Origin of the sequence: Mesorhizobium maamorense, assembly GCF_044998965.1 — a bacterium.
In the GTDB taxonomy this organism is placed as follows: Bacteria; Pseudomonadota; Alphaproteobacteria; order Rhizobiales; family Rhizobiaceae; genus Mesorhizobium.
In genome coordinates, this window is the sequence record NZ_CP173356.1 from 3466440 (window position 1) to 3482650 (window position 16211).

The window sequence follows — 16211 nt, forward strand, 5'->3', positions numbered from 1 at the left end:
TGAGATGTTGACCGGCCGAATTCCGCGAGAAGATCGTTCCCAAACGGCTTTATCTGGTTCGTCCTTGCACGATACGGTCGATGATCATGGCGCAGAGAAGTATGGCGAAGCCCGCAAGCAGTCCCTGCCCGACAGCTGCGTATTGAAGCGCGTTGAGGACATCTTCTCCCAAACCTTTGGCTCCGATCAGGGAAGCGATGACCACCATTGAAAGGCACATCAAAATGGTCTGGTTTATGCCGGCCATGATCGAAGGCATCGCCAGCGGGAGGTCGACGCGTGTCAGGAGAAACCATCTCGTTGCACCATAGGCTTGCGCGGCCTCTCTAATGGCCGGCGGGACACCCTGCAAGCCGAGCGCGGTCAGGCGCACCACTGGCGGAGTACCGAAAATCAGCGTGGCGATGACGCCGGGCGGCTTGCCGATGCCGAACAATGCGATCACCGGGATCAAATAGACAAATGCCGGCATAGTCTGCATGAAGTCGAGCACCGGCCGCACGGCGGCATAGACGCGCGGTCGGCGTCCGCACCATATCCCAAGCGGGATTCCTATCGCGAGGCAAATAATGGCCGATGTGCCCAACAGGGCGACCGTTTCCAGGCTCTTTTCCCAAAAGCCAAGCACGGCAAGATAGGCGAGCGCAGCCGCGGTGAAGATGGCGACGCGCGGCCCCGCCAGTTGCCAGGCCAGGGCTAGAATGATCGCCATTGTCACTGGCCAGGGCATGCCCGTCAGTCCATAGGCCAAGGCATCGAGCACCAACGATATTGCGCCTGTGATGCCGCCGAAAAAGCCCTCCCCGAGATGCGACACCGCTCCCATCAGGCTGTCCAGACCCGATGACAACGCGGCCTGCCACTCGCGATTCGAGGGCGCGGCAGTCAGCCAGACGGCTGGTGTCGGCGCGGCGAAGCGATAGACCGAAAGCCCATAGCCTGCGATGCAGAAGGCAAGGGCGCATAGCGCCAGCGGATGATTGAGCCCGCGCTGAAGCGTCGGGTTCGAACGCCAGCGCGCGAAGCGCCGCTCCAGCATCCGGTTGGCGAGGAAACCGGCGATCAACCTGGCGAAGAGCAAAGTGACAATGCCGGACCCAATTACAACTGGCGCCTTCGCTTTTGCGGCGTCGGCCCGCATTCTGGCCGTGTTGGCAGCTTTCTCCAGAGCGGCCGCTGATGATTTCAGGCCAGCTGCATTGTCCACCCCCGCTGCCTCGGCGGCCTTTGCCTGTTCCGCGCGCGCCTGTGCCTGCTTGGTGACGCGTTCGGCGCGTGCTTGCTCCCCGGCGCCGAGGTTGCCAGCCGCGCCGACGCCGATCTGAACCACCGCAAGCGTCTCCAGGAAGAAGATGAGCCAGAACAGAAGTGTGATGCCTCGGGCAGCGGCCCACACCGGTCCAAGCAGCGCGGCCGCCAGGTTGAACGGCCAGACGGCACCGGAAGCCCGCCGGATGCGGGCGAACACATCGATATAGTAATCGGGGTTGCGGAGGACGAATTCTCGTACGAGTCCTTCCTCTACCGGTTGGGCGTGCTCTATCGATTGCACAGCGACAGGATCATGGGCGTTCACGGATTTCGCCCTTTCGCAGACCGTGGAGCAGGATCTGCCTGTCGACGATGCCGACGACAGACCCACCGGGATCTGTCACAGCAAGCGGTGCGGCATCCCGTGCCGCGAGTTCGACGAGTTCGGCCAGGGATTCTCGAGAATCCACCCTGCGCAACCGCTCGACGTCCAATTCCGGATGAGACCGGCTCTTGAAACTCTCGACCGACTCCATGATGCGCCCGGCGGTGATCACCTTCAGGCGCGAGATGTCGGCGACGAATTTCGCGACATAGTCGTGCTTCGGAGATGTGACGATCTCCTCGGGCGTGTCGGTCTGGACGATGACGCCATCTTTCATGATCGCGATGCGATCGCCGATCCGGATCGCCTCGTCGAGGTCATGGGTGATGAAGATCACTGTCTTTCCCATCGAGCGCGAGAGGGCCAGGAACTCGTCTTGAAGTTGCCGCCTTATCAAGGGATCGAGCGCGCTGAATGGCTCGTCCATGAGCAGGATCGCTGGATCGGCAGCCAAAGCGCGGGCGAGGCCGACGCGCTGCTGCATGCCGCCTGAGAGCTCATGGCAGTAGCGATCCCCCCAGCCCGACAGGTTCACCTTGGCAAGTGCCGCCTCGGCCGCGTCAAATCTCCGCTGCTTGGTCGCGGCTTGGATCTCCAGCGGGAGCGCGACGTTGTCGCGTACGGTGCGATGCGGAAGCAGACCGAAGCTCTGGAACACCATGGCGATCCTGCGAGACCGCAATGCCCTCAACTCAGCGGGCGACTTGGCCATGACGTTTTCACCGTCGACGAAAATCTCGCCGGCGGACGGCTCGAGCAGGCGGTTTATATGGCGGATCAATGTCGATTTGCCACTGCCCGACAGGCCCATGACGCAGAAGATTTCACCCGGCCGAACCGAAATGTTGACGTTGGCGACGCCCACGACACATCCGAAGCGCCTGGCCACTTCGTCCTTGTCCAGGCGGTCGCGCAAAATCGCCATCATCGCCACTGGCGCGCGGGCGCCAAAGATTTTCCAGACGCCCTTCAAAATGATGGCGGCACCATGGCTTGCCGCGTCTCCGCAGTCCGCCAGGCCGGGTCCTCTCGGCGCAATGATCGGTGCGGTGTCCACCGTCTACCGCTCCCGTCCGATCACGGATTTGAGCGGCCGGGCAACAGTGCAGGCCGGTTCAGAGCCTGCAATGCCGGCCCTGGACTTCAATGACCGAACCACTTCGCCACGTCGTCGGGGTGGGCTTTGATCCATTCCTTCGCCACATCGCCTGCCGGCTTTTTGTCGACGATGATTGCATAGGCCCATTTGCTGATGTCGTCCGGATTGAAAGTAATCCGATCCAGGGCGGCGGTCAGTTCCGGTTGCCGCTGGGCCAGCGAAGCAGCATAGGCGATGTGCACGGTGGTGTCAGCATATGCCGACGACACTTTCGATTTTTCGAACCATTGAGGATCCTCGCTCGGCTGCAGCATCACGAACTTGGCTGGGTCGTGTTTCGGTTCTGTGAGAAAGGCAAGCTTGTAGCGGGCGAAATTCTGGTGTGGGCCGTAGCAGTAGCCGACCCATGGCTTGTCTGCCTTCGCGGCCCGGTCGAGCGATGCCGCGGCCACCGCTTCGTCGGTCACCTGGAGATCGAAGAAATCGGCGAATCCATAGTCGCGGGCCCGCACCTTTTCGATGTTTGTCGACTGCCAGCCTGACGCGCCGATCCAGATTTCGCCCTTGCCGTCGCCATTGGTGTCGAAGATCTTGGCGTTGTCCGGATTGGTGAGATCCGCGACATCCTTGATGCCATATTTGTCGATCGTGACCTGGGTGACGCAGTAGCCTTGCTTGGCTTCGTAGCCGTTCTGCGCGAGTTTCACCGTGCCGGCGCTTTTGACATATTTGTCTACCAGGCCCTGCTGGTTCGGCAGCCAGACATCTGGCCAGATGTCGACCTCCCCTTTGTTGCGATCCATGGCTTCCCAAATGACTGGGACTGCGGTGGTGGTGACGGTGGAAACGTCGAGCCCAAGCTCCTGTTCGGCCGCGTTCTTGATGACGTTCATGACCGCCGTTGCGGTAGCATAGTTTGGATCCGGCATAGTCACGTCTGCACCGAACGCCGACGATACCGGCGCCAACAATAGAACGCCGAGAGATGGTGCAAGAAGTCGGTTTTTCATATCGTTCCCCAGTTGAGTTACGCTGATTTTTCTCAGCTTATTGGTCAAGTTAGCGAAACGTGCAGGCAATCCATCCCAAATTGTGCCGCATTAGCAAAAACGATGAAGCGCATTAGGCGGTCGTTGAGATTCCGATACCCGCTCTGTAGGTAGAGGGTGTCTCCATGCTCAGGCCGTCACGTATATGCTCCCTGCCTCGACGGAGACTGGGAACGTCCTCGCGCGAACGGACGGGTTGACCAATGCTGCGCCCGACCTGATGTCGAATTCCCACCCGTGCCAGGCACAGCGAACGATTTCATTCTCACGGTGATAGATGAATTCGGCTCGCTCGACGGGAGCAGTCGTTCCGCATTGCGGTCCCTCACAAAGGGGGCCCCTCGATGCGGGCATACATTCAGCAGCGCATGGAAACTATCGCCGATCCGGAACACGCCGATCGACAGGCTGCGCACCTTGGCGATGAACGGCGTTCCGACCTGGATCTCGTCGGCGCGACAAATATACGTCTTCTCAGCCATGTCAGGTCGTCACGCTGCAGCAGCGGCTTGCGGGCGGGGAATGCGCTTGTAAACGTCTAGCGCATTCTGGCCGAGCACCTTGCGGCGCCATTCCGGCGGGATGTGCAAAGTGTTGACGTCATCGTAGTCCCAATGGGGGTAGTCGGACGCAAACAGCAGCGTGTGCTCCCCGTCCATGGCCTCCAGGATCGCCCAGAGGTGGTTGACATTCGAAGGCTGCTCCAGCGGTTGGGTGGAGAAACGTATGTTACGCCGGCAATATTCCGACGGCAGCATTTTCAGCCATGGCGTCTCTTTTCGCAGTGCTTTGTAGTCGGCATCCAGGCGCCACAGGACCGACGGGACCCAGGCGACGCCGCACTCGATGATCACGAAGTAGAGGTCCGGCCATTTCTCAAAAACGCCATGGGCAATCATGCTTGCCACATGCGACATGGCCGACATGTGCAGGATCGCATGGGTCTCCCAGAAGAAAGTGGTGGGCGCTGGCGCGACAGCGTTCCAGTTGATGCCGCCATGTCCACCAAGATGTATGGCGAACGGCAAACCGACCTCGGCACAGGCCTCGAAGATCGGGTGATAGAACGGGTCGCCATACGGCCGCACAGAGCCTTGGGAGGCCAGAACTTGCGCCATCCGGGGATGCGCGCCGAGGCGCCGGATCTCCGCCGCCGCAAGGCGCGGGTCTTGCGGTGCGATGATGATGGAGCCCATGAAGCGGCTGTCTTTCGGCAGCCATTCATTGATCTGGTAGTCGTTGTAGGCGCTTACCAGCGCGCTAGCGTAATAGGGATTTGCCAGTGTCGACGCTTCGATGGGCTCGTCGCCAGTTAGGATTGCCACTCCGACATTGTATTTATCGAGGTGCTTCTCCTTCATGATCAGGTAGTTGTCCGCCTCCACCTTCGGTCGCACATCCTTGCGGGAGAAATCCTGCGGATGAAACCAGGGGCGATGGCCGTGCGGAAAAGCGCCGACCGGGCCGGTCTTCTCGCCCTCGATGAACATGTCTTTCCAGACACCGGACAGGTAGGGCTCCAGCACCGTCGCGTTGGACCAATAGTTGTGGCAATCGCAATCGACTATGAACACTTTTCCCCTCTTCCTTTGATGCGGCCGTCACAGACCGTGGCTTCTGCACCGAACTTCCGCTTTGATAGTGCACGGATCAAGCGTATGAACAGCTAGATACGATCGCAAAAATCGATGGCTCGCCTATGCAGTTGGAACAAATAGAGACGTTTCTCGACATCATTGAATCGCGAAACTTCAACCGGTCGGCGGAGCGCCTCGGACTGACGCAATCGACGGTCAGCACCCGTGTCAAGAACCTGGAGGCCGCCGTGGGGTCCGAACTCTTCCATCGCGGCCGCGCCGGTGCCGAGCCGACCGCGGCAGGGCGGCGGTTTGAGGTTTACGCGCGGTCAATGCTGTCGACCTGGTCCCAGGCCCGTCACGACGTGCGCGCCTTTAACAGATTCGAAGGCAGCCTTCGGGTCGCTGCCCAGGTTGGAATGACCCGCTCGATCCTGCCGGGTTGGTTGGAAATGCTGCTGCAAGTCTTGCCGCGGTCCTCGATCCATGTCGAATCCGACTACTCGCCGCAGATGATATCTGATCTGAGCCTGGGAAACCTCGATATTGCTGTTGTTTATGCTCCACGCTACCTGCCCGAGATCACATATGACCAACTGATGGTCGAGGAATATACAATGGTCTCGACCAAGGCACGCCGGCTTAGCGATGTAAGCCCGGACAATTACATCCGGCCGGGTTACACCGTTGCGCTCGAGAAGGCTCATGCCGAGGCGTTGCCAAATCTGACTGCGTGCCGGCTTTCGATGGGCTCCGAAACGCTGGCCGACAATATGCTGAGGCGCGCAGGCGGCACCTGCTACATGCGCGCCGACGATGCGCGTCGCTTCGCCGCCGAGCAACCCTCCCACATTGTGGAAGGTGCTCCAACTCTGCATCAGCCCGTCTACACCGCAATTCTCGCGCGACGCCGGCATGAGCCAATCATAAAGAAAGGCATTCGCGCGCTTCATCTTGCGGTCATGTCGCTGGAAGGTTGATCGATATTGTCGATCATAGATGCTTGAGGTTCCTCCTGTATCGAACGTAGGCCTGCTGGCATTCTTGGCCCCTTAATGGGAGCCAGATGATGAACGCCCTCGTTTCTTTCGCTCCCTCCTGCCGATCCGACCGCGTCAGCGGACGTCACACGCTGATCTGTCGCGGCATCGTTCAGGAGACGCACGACGTGAAGACCTTCGTCTTTTGTCCAAAGCGCGGGCAGGCCGGCCAGTTCAAAGCCGGGCAGTTTATCACTCTGAACCTCGTGATCGACGGCGCTCCGGCCGTCCGGACTTACTCGATCTCTTCGCCGCCAACCCGGGTGGGAGACCTCAGGATAACCGTCAAGCGCGTCCCCGGCGGCCTCGCTTCCAATTGGCTGCATGACAATCTCGAACAGGGAAGCGAAATAGAGATCGACGGCCCGTCCGGCAGCTTCAACTGGGATGACCTGCGGAGCGACCGGCCGCTTTTCCTCTCCGGCGGCAGCGGCATAACACCGGTGATGTCGATGCTGCGCACGCTCGCCGACAGTGGCTCCGACAAGGATGTCTGCTTCATTCATAGCGCACGCTCGCCGAAGGACATCATCTTCGGTGACGAGCTCGACAACCTGGCACGGGACCATCGCAATTTTCACGTCCATGTCGTCTGCGCCGAAGCTGTGCATAATTGGGCCGGTCCAACTGGATTGGTTGGTGAGTCCATGTTGCTGAAGTTTGCTCCCGACATTAGGGAGCGCACCGTTTATGCCTGTGGGCCCGAGCCTTACATGAACGCAGTCCGGAACGCCCTCAACAGCATCGGCTTGGATCCTGGTCGGTACCATGAGGAGAGCTTTGGCGGCCTGCTGAAGCCTGCACCGGTGTTGCAAACAGCCCAGGCCGCTTCCGTGCGTTTTGCTCGCACAGGTGTCACCCACAAATGCCGTTCGACACAGACCCTGCTCGAAATCGCTCGAAGCGTTGGTCTGTACCTGCCAAGCGCTTGCCAGCAAGGGATTTGTGGGACCTGTCGTGTGCTGAAGGTCAGCGGCGACGTGGAAATGGCTGATTTCGGCGGACTCAGCGCACAGGAGAAGGACGCCGGATATGTGCTCGCCTGCTGCACTCATCCCATGGGAGCGGTGTCGATAGACTTGTAACTGCAGGCGCACACCGCGGCCGTGCAAATCACAAAGCAATTCAGTACCGATATTGTCGTGGAAGGCACCGATAAGACATCGGCAGCATCGATCTGGTGTTCGACGTCATCGGTGGCAACATCCAGAAGCGGTCTGCAGCCCTGATCCGGGGCGAGGTATGCTGGTGACCGTCGTCGGACCAGCCGAGGCGCAGCCCGCGGATGGCTTGGCGGTCGATTTCGTCGTCGAGTCCGGTCGTGGCCAGTTGAGCGAGATCGTCCAGCAGGTGCGGAACGGGGGCTGCGGATGAACATTGGCAAGGTCGCGATCTCGACGAGGCGATCGCCGCCTCAGGAAAAAATACTGTCAGAGCATTGTCACTCGACAACGCTCCACCACAACAACGCGTGCATGTCACGACGCGATTCGCGGCCGCCCGGTGGCTGTCGCGACGACGATGGCTTCCACGAAACTGCGCTCGCCTTCGATTGTAGCAACTCTTATGTCGCGTGCGATCTCGATCCGAGCCTGATCGGTCCCGGCGCGCTCGGCAAGACCTGCCGCCAAGACTCGAATGTGGGCTTCGGCTGCGGCCATCGCCTCGTCCTCGGTATCATAGTCGTCCAGCCGCTCGCCGGAATTGAGACGGAAAAGCCCGATCTCCGGTTGGCTGACGCGCGCTTCCGCTGACATTCGCACCTGTCCAACCACGGCGCCCAACGCATTTGCGACATCGGCGTGTTCGGCAATGCTGCATTCATTGCCGATCAATTGCGGCAGCCCGGCAAAGTGCAGCGAAGCCGACGCCCCGAGGCCGATCACCGGCCGGTCGAGCGCGATCGACAGCCGCGCCATGCCGCCTCGCCCGCCAACCGCCCGCTGAACCAGCGGGTTGGCAACGGAGACGCCGCCCTCCAGCCCGTCCTCGGCAAATACCGATTCAAGAATTACTTCGGCAGAACGCCGGGTGACGGCGGCAAGAACCATCTCGGAAAACGCTTCTGCGCCTTTGGCGACACGATGCCCCTGGCCGTCGCGCTTGCGTGAGAACAATTCGGCGCCCAGTCGAGCCGCGACAGGGTCCCAATTCCCTTGCCGGCCGAGCACGTGGGCCGCGTCGGATGGCGTGAAGCCCGCGATATGCACCAGGCCACGTGCGACGAGGCGATTGAGCGTCGCGACCTGTGACGTCGATACGAGCAGCCGGTCGAGCGCGGCGGGAATTGCCGAAATGTCAGCATAGAGCCGCGTCTCGGTAACGGTCAGGCCTGCGGCTAGACGTTCGGGCACACCTGTGCGCAATGCGAAGCGGCCGTCCAGCCGGCTGGTGTTGGGACTGAGCAATTGCCGCTTGAGACCTTTGTATATGGCATCGCCGTGTTTCACCGCGGCGAGCGCCAGCGGTACCAGCCGCCGGGGCCCGAGCACGACCGTCGAAGCCAACGACTGCTCATGAAGCGAGACTTCCGAATCTCCGCCGAGGCCAAAGGTGCGCATGGCCACGGCTTCCACCATGGTTCGCATTCCGCCGACGGTGGCGCCTTCCGGATCGAGCCGCAGGCGGCCACCATCCAGAACTGCGATGTCCGTGGTAGTGCCGCCTATGTCGGACACCACCGCATCATCGATGCCGGTCATGTACCGCGCCCCCACCAGGCTTGCCGCTGGTCCTGATAGGATGGTCTCGATCGGCCGTGCGCGGGCGAATTCAGCGGTAATGAGCGCGCCGTCTCCGCGCACGACCGTGAGCGGAGCGACGATCCCGCGGCTTTTCAGAAAGCCCTCGGTGGCGTCGACAAGGCGATCGATCATCGAGATCAACCGCGCGTTGAGAAGCGTGGTCAGCGCCCGACGCGGGCCGCCGAGTTTCGACGACAGTTCATGCGAACAGGTCACCGGGAGCCCGATGCGCTCGCGGATGACGTCACGTACCGCGATTTCGTGTTCGGGATTGCGAACGGCAAAATAGGAGGCCACGGCGACGCCTGAAACCGTGTCGGCGAGAAACGGCAGCGCAGCCACGAGAGCGTCGAGCACCAGCTCACGCGGATCTCCGTGGACGTCATGTCCGCCCGGGCAAAAGATCACGGGATCGGAGCCGAGGGCTTTTGACAATCCGTTCCGGGCAAGGTCGGCTTCAGTGAAGCCGATCATCACCAGCGCGACCCGCCCGCCCTGCCCTTCGACGAGGGCGTTGGTGGCCAGCGTGGTCGACATCGAGACGAGCTTGATCGCGCTGGGCTCGATGACTGCCTCGGACAAAACAGCGTCTGCGGCGCCGGCGATGCCCTCGGCAAGATCGTGTCGCGTGGTCAGCGACTTGGCCTTGGCCACGATGCCTGTGGATTCCGACCACAGCACGGCATCGGTGTACGTGCCGCCAGTGTCGATGCCCAGATAAAGTGGCGACGGCTGGTGCGCACATGCGTTCATTTTGATCAGTCACCCGACCCAGGTTCCGGCGAAAAATATTTCGCGAGCTTGTCCGCTTCGCCGTCGAACGCCTTGGCGTCGGCGGGTGGATCGCGCTTGATCGCAATATTGGGCCACACAGACGCATACTCGGCGTTCAGCGCGAGCCAATCGTCGAGACCAGGCTCGGTATCGGGAAAAATGGCCTTCGCCGGGCATTCCGGCTCGCAGACGCCGCAGTCGATGCATTCATCGGGATGGATGACGAGCATGTTCTCGCCTTCGTAGAAGCAGTCCACCGGGCAGACTTCCACGCAGTCCATGTATTTGCATTTGATGCAATTGTCGGTGACCACGAATGTCATTCGGTGGCCTTCAGACCAAGCCGTAGGTCATATCGAAGGGAATGCGATGGTCATCGATAGCCCGCACGCCAGCGGTGTTTTCAGCCAGGACGATCGAGGCTTTCCGCTCCTGCTCCGACAGATACGTTCCCCACAGGGTGACCACGCCGTTGTTCACGATCACGTCCGAACTCGAGGGCCACGATTCGGATCGCAAGGCATCGACAATCTCCATCCTGATGCTGCTGTCGTCATGCAAGGCCGGAGCGCGCCACCCTTTCCTGGCAATGACCAGCGCTCGCACCAGATTAGCGCGACTGACGATCCCAACCACCTGCCCGTCGCGCAGCACTGGGACACGCTTGATCCGATTGTGCTCAAGCAGGGTTGCGATCTCGGCGACTGGCGTACTCTCGACCACCGTCGCAACCTGCTGTGTCATGACGTCGATCACATGATCGGAATGAGATTTGACATAGTCTTCCGCCTGAACCGCGTTGTTGGTGAATAAATGAAGCCACCAGGAACGACCCTGCGGTGCTGTTCCGATCTCCGCCCGGCGGATCAGGTCTCCTTCACTGACGATGCCCAGCAGCGCACCTCGATCGATCACCGGCACGGCGCTGATCCCGTGCGACAGAAGAATATCGGCGACCTCGTCCACCGTACTGTCAGGCCCTACCGCGATGGCCGGCGACGTCATGACGTCCTTGGCGATCAGCATTTCGTTCTCCTTCACCGGCCTGCAGACGGCAGTACCGGCGGCAAGGTCGTTCCTTGCCCGTTGCCAGCATGGAGATGGATCGCGCGACAAAACTCCCTTGCATGGAAAGCGTAAGCTTCCAGATCGGCCGGATCGCCAGCGAACAGCCCCATGTCCTCGGCTTTGTGGAAGAACCAGGGAGCGGGCAAGCCAGGATCGAGCGCGTTCACGGCAACAGCCGCAAGCAATGGCAGGCCTTCGTCCGCATCGTCGTCCATCAGTTGTTCGAGTGCACCCCGGATCACGCCTGTTGCGTCCGAACCAACCATGCTCTCGGCCAGTTTTGCATAGGTGATCGGCAGCCGGGTCCGTGCTTGCAGGAGCAGTTCCTCGCGCAGCCGGTTTTGAGAGCATTGTCATCCACGGGTGCGATCGGGATGCCGTCATCTGCGTCAGGGCGATTGGCAGATACCATTCGACCGACGACATGACGCCGAATGTCCGGGCCAGAAAGGATCCTGCCGAAATCGTGTTCAAGCCTGTCCATTATTGTCATTGCCGAGCCCAAGGTGCCCTTCGCGCGATATCGCCAAACAGTCCCCTAGGGTTGAGACCTGCTGGCTGGCACCCAATCTGTCGTTTCGCTACGCACGAGCTTCACTCATCCTTATCTGCAAGACAAACGAAATTTATTGCCGCTTTAGCATAATTATTTTGCACCATGATTTCGATCGCGGTGAGGGACGCAGCCCTTTCCTTTTCGGATTCGATATGCATTTTTTATGGGCGCGGCCGTCGCACCCGCAGTGTCCCGGCTTTCAGCAGGCGGCAATTTCGATCCCAAAAGCGATCCAGAAGGAGATTTTAGGATGATCACTGGTGCTCAATGCCGTGCCGCTCGCGCACTGGTCGAATGGACCCGTGAAAAGCTCGCCGGCAATTCAGGCGTGGACGCGCTGGTCATCGAAGAATTCGAGCGCCGGATCAACCTTCCTGACCGAGATATCTGCGACACGCTGCAAACCGCGCTTGAAAGCGCCGGCGCCGTTTTCATTGCCGAGAACGGCGGCGGTATTGGCGTTCGCCTGAAGCTCAACCGCTCGGAAGTCAAGCGGATCGGCGTTCTGGAGAATGAAGGCGGCATTGTCGGAACAGATGCCGTTCCATAAGCAAGACCTTCGGGGCCCAATGAATTCATGGTCGCAACCCGTCGCTGGACAATCCAGGATCGGCATCGGCTTGATAGTGCACACAAGGGAGATGGCTCTCATGACAGTTATCTGGGACGATCTCACCAAGGAGGAGCAGACGGCACTCAAGCGAATGAACCGCGGACCCTACCCATCTCTATCGAAAGCCTTGGCCGAACGTCTTGTCTTTCTCGGGCTGGCTGAAGAAAGACCCAGCGGGACCGGGATAAACCGGGCCGGAAGAGAGCTGGTGATAAGAACGTTGCTTGGCGCCCGCTCTGACTAGTTTAGGATTGATACCCGCCAAACTGCACCGAGGTGGCTGACTTGACTTCCCAGATTGCTTCACCAACTATGGTCCTATGAACGCCGCAGTCAGAATTCGTCGCGATTTTCTTTTTCGGGTTTGCCCCATAGCGGGAATGTAGCCCCCGGCTCGGCTGCCATGCGCGCCCCGAGCCGAGGGGCGGTGCGTTTACCCACATGGGATGGTTCCGCAGGGCCTCAGGCCTCCGGAGCATTGGCGTTCCATCAAGATTTTCACAAATTGGCTCGATTCCGGCATCCTCCCTGGGCGGCTGGTCCGAGCGGAAGCATGAGTATTCAAATGCAAGACAACACGAAAACCCGGCGCAAGCCGAACATCCGCATCTCACAGTCAGACCATGCGCGTCTGTCGGCGGTTGCGAGCACCGTGGCCGCGCGCAATCCGGAGGCCTCCGATGAACTGCTCGCCGAACTCGAGCGGGCACGTATAGTCGCCGATGGTTCGGTCTCCGCCAGCACCGTCCAGATGGGTTCGACGGTGACATTCAAGCCCGATACTGGCAATGCCAAGACAGTCACGCTGGTTTTTCCTGGCGACGCGGATATCTCCGAAGGCAAGGTTTCAGTCCTCACGCCGATCGGCACGGCCCTGATCGGCCTCTCGGCCGAACAGTCGATCATGTGGACCGCGCGCGATGGGCGCCGGCACAAACTGTCGGTGCTTGCCGTAGGCCAACCCGCTGCGGAAGGCGATGCAGTCGATCGGCGCGCACCAGCGTCTTCGGCGATCCCGGCAGACGCCTAGACATGGGCGTTTCCATCCGTCTCCTCAATCACGCAGGCAGCCTGATCGCGGGAGTGTGACCCCTGCGCCGGCCTGTCCTGGTCCGGCACAGGGGGTAGCTTCCACATCCGATCAAATGCTTGACGCCGGAACCCTTTCACGGGTCCGTCTTGGAGACGCACCATGCCCACTATCGATAGCTGCCAACTGACCACCAAGGACTTCACGATTCTTGAAGTGATGCAAGAGCGCCATCCCCGCGGCGATGCCTTGTCCGTTGTCCTTCAACGGAAGATTTCGAGCGCAATCGTGATGTTTCGAGAAGACATTCCGCCAACGGTCGTGACGCTCAGCACCCGAGTGACCTATCGTGTAAACGACGGCCCTGCCGAGACCCGCATCGTCGCACATGACGAGATGCGCGGCCTGGTTGGCATGCTTTTGCCGATCACCAACCCGCGCGGCCTGGCGCTGCTTGGTCTGGCCGAAGGTCAGTCCATGTCCATTCCGACCGCGCAGGGCGGCCATGAAACGCTGGCTGTGCATGAAGTGGTCTATCAGCCGGAAGCGGCAAGGCGCGAGAGACTGAAGCTGGCGGGGGTGCTGCGCCGGGCTCGTGGCGACCGGACGGACCGGTTCTGCGGGTCGTCCATCGTTCCGATGAGGCGCAAGACAAAGCGGCAAAGCAAGTCATGGCGGCTTTCAACGACGGGTTCGACGACCCGGGTCCGTCAGCCGCCTGAGATCTCGACTATCCCAAGCTGTGAAGGCGGATAGACAAGCGTTCCGTCGAGCCTTGCCTCCACACCGTCGGTGAGCTTCGCCGGCTCGACCTTGTCATGGCCCATCAGATGAAAAACGGACTCGCCACGACTGATCAGATAGTCCGCGACGATTCTTCTGTGGCAACGCCACCAAAGCGTTTCCGAGCACATGATGGCGCACCGCTGCTGCCTGCCAAGGGACATAAGCCGCTCCAGACCGCCATGAAACTCCGCTGACAGCGCGTAATCGGCGTAGTTGTGAAAACTCTGGTTGATCCAGAATGCATTGAGCGTCGGTGGAATGGCGTGCGCCTTGCCGCGCAGGCCGCCAAGCTCGGCAATATGCTCATATCCGATCGCGAAATCCGCAAGGCTGTCCGGCAGCGTTTCGCTGTTGAATTGCGGATTCGCCCGCGATCGCCGGATGGTCCTTATGTCGACCACGAGGGTAATCTCGCCAACCCGCAACAGGGCTACGAATTCGGCGATCGATCGGGTCGAGTGACCGATGGTGTGGAACGGATAAGGCATGTTCGATCAATCCATGGCGATGGATTTCTTTCCGGCCGCATGATCAGCGATTTGGAACTGAAAGAACGCGGTCATTTCACCACCTGCTTCAGTCCACGTAGCGCCTCCTGTACGTCGGTTCGCGACGCGCTTGCATCCGGATAGACTGCATAGGCCGGATAGGTGAATTCCGGCGCGCCCTCCACGACCTCCAACTGCCCGGCCTCGATATGGGGCGCTGCCGCGCCCCTACGGAAATAGCCCATTCCGCCGGCGCGCAGAATGTAGCTCAGCCCAAGCGGACCAAGGCCGACCATCAATCCCGGCTCGCCGAAGGCTGAGGAACTGGCACCATGCTGGGCGGCAAACAGCGGCCCCCAATCGACATAGACATAGTCCCTCGAGGCGTCCAACTCCGAGTCTCTGTCCGTGCTCCGAACCAGGACGAGTTGTTCCTCAACGAGCAGCTCCACCCTGAAGCCTGGCAGCAGCTTCGGCGCATAGAGCACCGCGATATCCAGAACGCCAGTCCTGAGCTGCTCGAGGAGCTGGTCCGGCACGCCGACCTGGGCTTGGATGGCGATTTCCGGCCTGGCCTTCTTCATCCAGACCAGCCAATCGAGCAGCAGCGGGTTCCACAGGCTGAGCTCCCCGCCCAGGGCAACGACGCTTGTCCGTCCTGATGGGATGGCGAGCTGGTGGCGTGCTCGTTCCCAGATTTGCACGAATGACTGTGCGAACCGCTCGAACTCCCGGCCCGCCTGCGTCAACTGCGCACCATTGCGATTGCGGACAAAGAGCTGACGTCCGAGCTCTTCCTCCAGCGTGCGTATTCGCGCGCTGACAGTGGTCTGGGTGACGTGGAGTCGGTCGGCAGCTCTCAGAAAGCTGCCGGAATGGACGATTTCCAAAAACGTGCGCGCGCGGTCGATGTCCATGCTGGTTCCCGCATTAGTGCAATAATCTTGCATCAATACAGCATTTAATTCCGTTTGCCTTCCTGTTTTACGCAGCGCAACGTCCACGAAGGCGGGGCTCCGCTGCAACGGATATGGAGCGTGCGATGTCTGATCAGGAGGATGTTTGTCCGGAGACGAGAGAATACGCCTCTCCGCCATGCTTCATGCATCAGCTGGTCCCCGGGTACGGCACTGAGCCGGCCGTTCAGGACGCATGGCCCGATGTCTGCCGATGGCGCAAGGCGGAACGCAAGCGTCTAATCGATGAGCGTCTCGCCATCGACGCCGAGGAACGCAATGCGAGGTCTTTACGCATCGCTTCCGTTCTCGACCTGGCTGTCGGTCGGGTGAGCGGGCGGATCGTCAGCGGCTATTGGCCGTTCCGCGGTGAGCCCGATCTCCGCAACTGGGCGATAAAGGTGATCGAACGCGGCGGGCGGATTGCGCTTCCAGTCGTCATCAAGAAAGGCTGGCCGCTGGAGTTTCGCATCTGGGGGCCGGGAGACCCGCTCGAACGCGGAGTCTGGAATATTCTTGTCCCCTCTCATGGACCTGCCGTCCAACCGGATGTGGTCATCGCGCCCGTTGTCGGTTTCGACGAGGCTAACTATCGCCTGGGTTATGGCGGCGGCTTCTTCGACCGGACCCTGGCCGCGGCGCCCAGGCGGCCTCTCGTCGTCGGCGTCGGTTACGCCCGTAGCAGGATCCGAACCATCTATCCGCAGCCGCACGACATTCCGATGGATGCGATCGTCACGGATGAATGAAAGAGCGCAGGCAAGACCTAGCCCCGTGTGACGGCGGATCGCAGGT

The 16211-nt window shown here is 60.6% G+C and carries 18 protein-coding genes and 2 pseudogenes; 8 read left to right on the plus strand and 12 right to left on the minus strand.

Translation table 11 applies throughout. The features are described 5' to 3' along the window. Nucleotides 1-49: 49 nt before the first annotated feature. The 6 genes and pseudogenes from ACIU1A_RS17545 to ACIU1A_RS17570 form a co-directional block, all read right to left on the minus strand. The gene (locus tag ACIU1A_RS17545; protein WP_404924791.1) at nucleotides 50-1576 is read right to left on the minus strand and encodes an ABC transporter permease; all 1527 of its coding nucleotides are present in this window, start codon (nucleotides 1574-1576) and stop codon (nucleotides 50-52) included. Then, on the minus strand, nucleotides 1563-2693 hold the full coding sequence (locus tag ACIU1A_RS17550) for a betaine/proline/choline family ABC transporter ATP-binding protein (protein ID WP_318012616.1): 1131 nt from the start codon (nucleotides 2691-2693) through the stop codon (nucleotides 1563-1565). The genes ACIU1A_RS17545 and ACIU1A_RS17550 overlap by 14 nt, the downstream gene beginning before the upstream one ends. An 86-nt stretch (nucleotides 2694-2779) precedes the next feature. After that, on the minus strand, nucleotides 2780-3793 hold the full coding sequence (locus ACIU1A_RS17555) for a glycine betaine ABC transporter substrate-binding protein (RefSeq protein ID WP_404924792.1): 1014 nt from the start codon (nucleotides 3791-3793) through the stop codon (nucleotides 2780-2782). A 120-nt stretch (nucleotides 3794-3913) separates the two neighbouring features. Beyond that, nucleotides 3914-4138, minus strand: a complete 225-nt coding sequence (locus ACIU1A_RS17560) for a Rieske (2Fe-2S) protein (protein ID WP_404927948.1) — start codon at nucleotides 4136-4138, stop codon at nucleotides 3914-3916. Nucleotides 4139-4161: 23 nt separating this feature from the next. Continuing rightward, nucleotides 4162-4266 (minus strand): annotated as a pseudogene (locus ACIU1A_RS17565) (Rieske (2Fe-2S) protein); the annotation flags it as partial. Between the two features lie 9 nt (nucleotides 4267-4275). Further along, on the minus strand, nucleotides 4276-5358 hold the full coding sequence (locus tag ACIU1A_RS17570) for an amidohydrolase family protein (RefSeq protein WP_140558747.1): 1083 nt from the start codon (nucleotides 5356-5358) through the stop codon (nucleotides 4276-4278). Nucleotides 5359-5483: 125 nt separating this feature from the next. Between ACIU1A_RS17570 and ACIU1A_RS17575 the strand changes: the two genes are divergently transcribed. The 3 genes and pseudogenes from ACIU1A_RS17575 to ACIU1A_RS17585 form a co-directional block, all read left to right on the plus strand. Next, nucleotides 5484-6341 carry a LysR family transcriptional regulator gene (locus ACIU1A_RS17575; protein ID WP_140521272.1) on the plus strand — a complete coding sequence of 286 codons (858 nt, stop codon included), beginning with the start codon at nucleotides 5484-5486 and terminating at the stop codon, nucleotides 6339-6341. An 86-nt stretch (nucleotides 6342-6427) separates the two neighbouring features. Then, on the plus strand, nucleotides 6428-7486 hold the full coding sequence (locus ACIU1A_RS17580; protein WP_404924793.1) for an FAD-binding oxidoreductase: 1059 nt from the start codon (nucleotides 6428-6430) through the stop codon (nucleotides 7484-7486). 74 nt (nucleotides 7487-7560) lie between these two features. Next, nucleotides 7561-7836 (plus strand): annotated as a pseudogene (locus ACIU1A_RS17585) (zinc-binding dehydrogenase); the annotation flags it as partial. Nucleotides 7837-7879: 43 nt separating this feature from the next. Here the strand turns inward: ACIU1A_RS17585 and ACIU1A_RS17590 are convergent. The 4 genes from ACIU1A_RS17590 to ACIU1A_RS17605 are packed head-to-tail and all read right to left on the minus strand — an operon-like array spanning nucleotide 7880 to nucleotide 11253. Beyond that, the gene (locus ACIU1A_RS17590) at nucleotides 7880-9898 is read right to left on the minus strand and encodes a hydantoinase/oxoprolinase N-terminal domain-containing protein (protein ID WP_404924794.1); all 2019 of its coding nucleotides are present in this window, start codon (nucleotides 9896-9898) and stop codon (nucleotides 7880-7882) included. A gap of 5 nt (nucleotides 9899-9903) precedes the next feature. Beyond that, nucleotides 9904-10242 carry a ferredoxin FdxA gene (gene fdxA, locus ACIU1A_RS17595; protein ID WP_140740610.1) on the minus strand — a complete coding sequence of 113 codons (339 nt, stop codon included), beginning with the start codon at nucleotides 10240-10242 and terminating at the stop codon, nucleotides 9904-9906. A 10-nt stretch (nucleotides 10243-10252) separates the two neighbouring features. Beyond that, the gene (locus ACIU1A_RS17600) at nucleotides 10253-10945 is read right to left on the minus strand and encodes a CBS domain-containing protein (protein WP_140558742.1); all 693 of its coding nucleotides are present in this window, start codon (nucleotides 10943-10945) and stop codon (nucleotides 10253-10255) included. Nucleotides 10946-10956: 11 nt separating this feature from the next. Then, entirely contained in the window at nucleotides 10957-11253 is a 297-nt protein-coding gene (locus ACIU1A_RS17605) for a hypothetical protein (RefSeq protein WP_404924795.1), read from the minus strand. Nucleotides 11254-11706: 453 nt separating this feature from the next. Between ACIU1A_RS17605 and ACIU1A_RS17610 the strand changes: the two genes are divergently transcribed. The 4 genes from ACIU1A_RS17610 (at nucleotide 11707) to ACIU1A_RS17625 (ending at nucleotide 13942) form a co-directional block, all read left to right on the plus strand. Continuing rightward, nucleotides 11707-12093, plus strand: a complete 387-nt coding sequence (locus ACIU1A_RS17610) for an XRE family transcriptional regulator (RefSeq protein ID WP_404924796.1) — start codon at nucleotides 11707-11709, stop codon at nucleotides 12091-12093. A 100-nt stretch (nucleotides 12094-12193) separates the two neighbouring features. Further along, complete coding sequence (locus tag ACIU1A_RS17615; RefSeq protein ID WP_140500693.1) at nucleotides 12194-12400, plus strand: hypothetical protein; 207 nt, start codon at nucleotides 12194-12196, stop codon at nucleotides 12398-12400. A 321-nt stretch (nucleotides 12401-12721) separates the two neighbouring features. Next, nucleotides 12722-13186: a nucleoside diphosphate kinase regulator gene (gene rnk, locus ACIU1A_RS17620; RefSeq protein WP_404924798.1), complete on the plus strand. Its 465-nt coding sequence runs from the start codon at nucleotides 12722-12724 to the stop codon at nucleotides 13184-13186. Between the two features lie 162 nt (nucleotides 13187-13348). Beyond that, nucleotides 13349-13942 (plus strand): nucleoside-diphosphate kinase, encoded by a 594-nt coding sequence (locus ACIU1A_RS17625; protein WP_404924799.1) that lies wholly within the window; start codon nucleotides 13349-13351, stop codon nucleotides 13940-13942. On the opposite strand, the gene ACIU1A_RS17630 is transcribed toward ACIU1A_RS17625, so the two are convergent. Together ACIU1A_RS17630 and ACIU1A_RS17635 are read right to left on the minus strand one after the other, a co-directional pair. Beyond that, nucleotides 13897-14460, minus strand: a complete 564-nt coding sequence (locus tag ACIU1A_RS17630) for a DUF488 family protein (protein ID WP_404924800.1) — start codon at nucleotides 14458-14460, stop codon at nucleotides 13897-13899. The genes ACIU1A_RS17625 and ACIU1A_RS17630 overlap by 46 nt on opposite strands. Nucleotides 14461-14531: 71 nt before the next feature. Then, nucleotides 14532-15464, minus strand: a complete 933-nt coding sequence (locus tag ACIU1A_RS17635; RefSeq protein ID WP_246680514.1) for a LysR family transcriptional regulator — start codon at nucleotides 15462-15464, stop codon at nucleotides 14532-14534. Between the two features lie 26 nt (nucleotides 15465-15490). Here ACIU1A_RS17635 and ACIU1A_RS17640 point away from each other — a divergent pair, with 26 nt between their 5' ends. Further along, entirely contained in the window at nucleotides 15491-16165 is a 675-nt protein-coding gene (locus tag ACIU1A_RS17640; protein WP_404924801.1) for a 5-formyltetrahydrofolate cyclo-ligase, read from the plus strand. Nucleotides 16166-16211 lie beyond the last annotated feature (46 nt).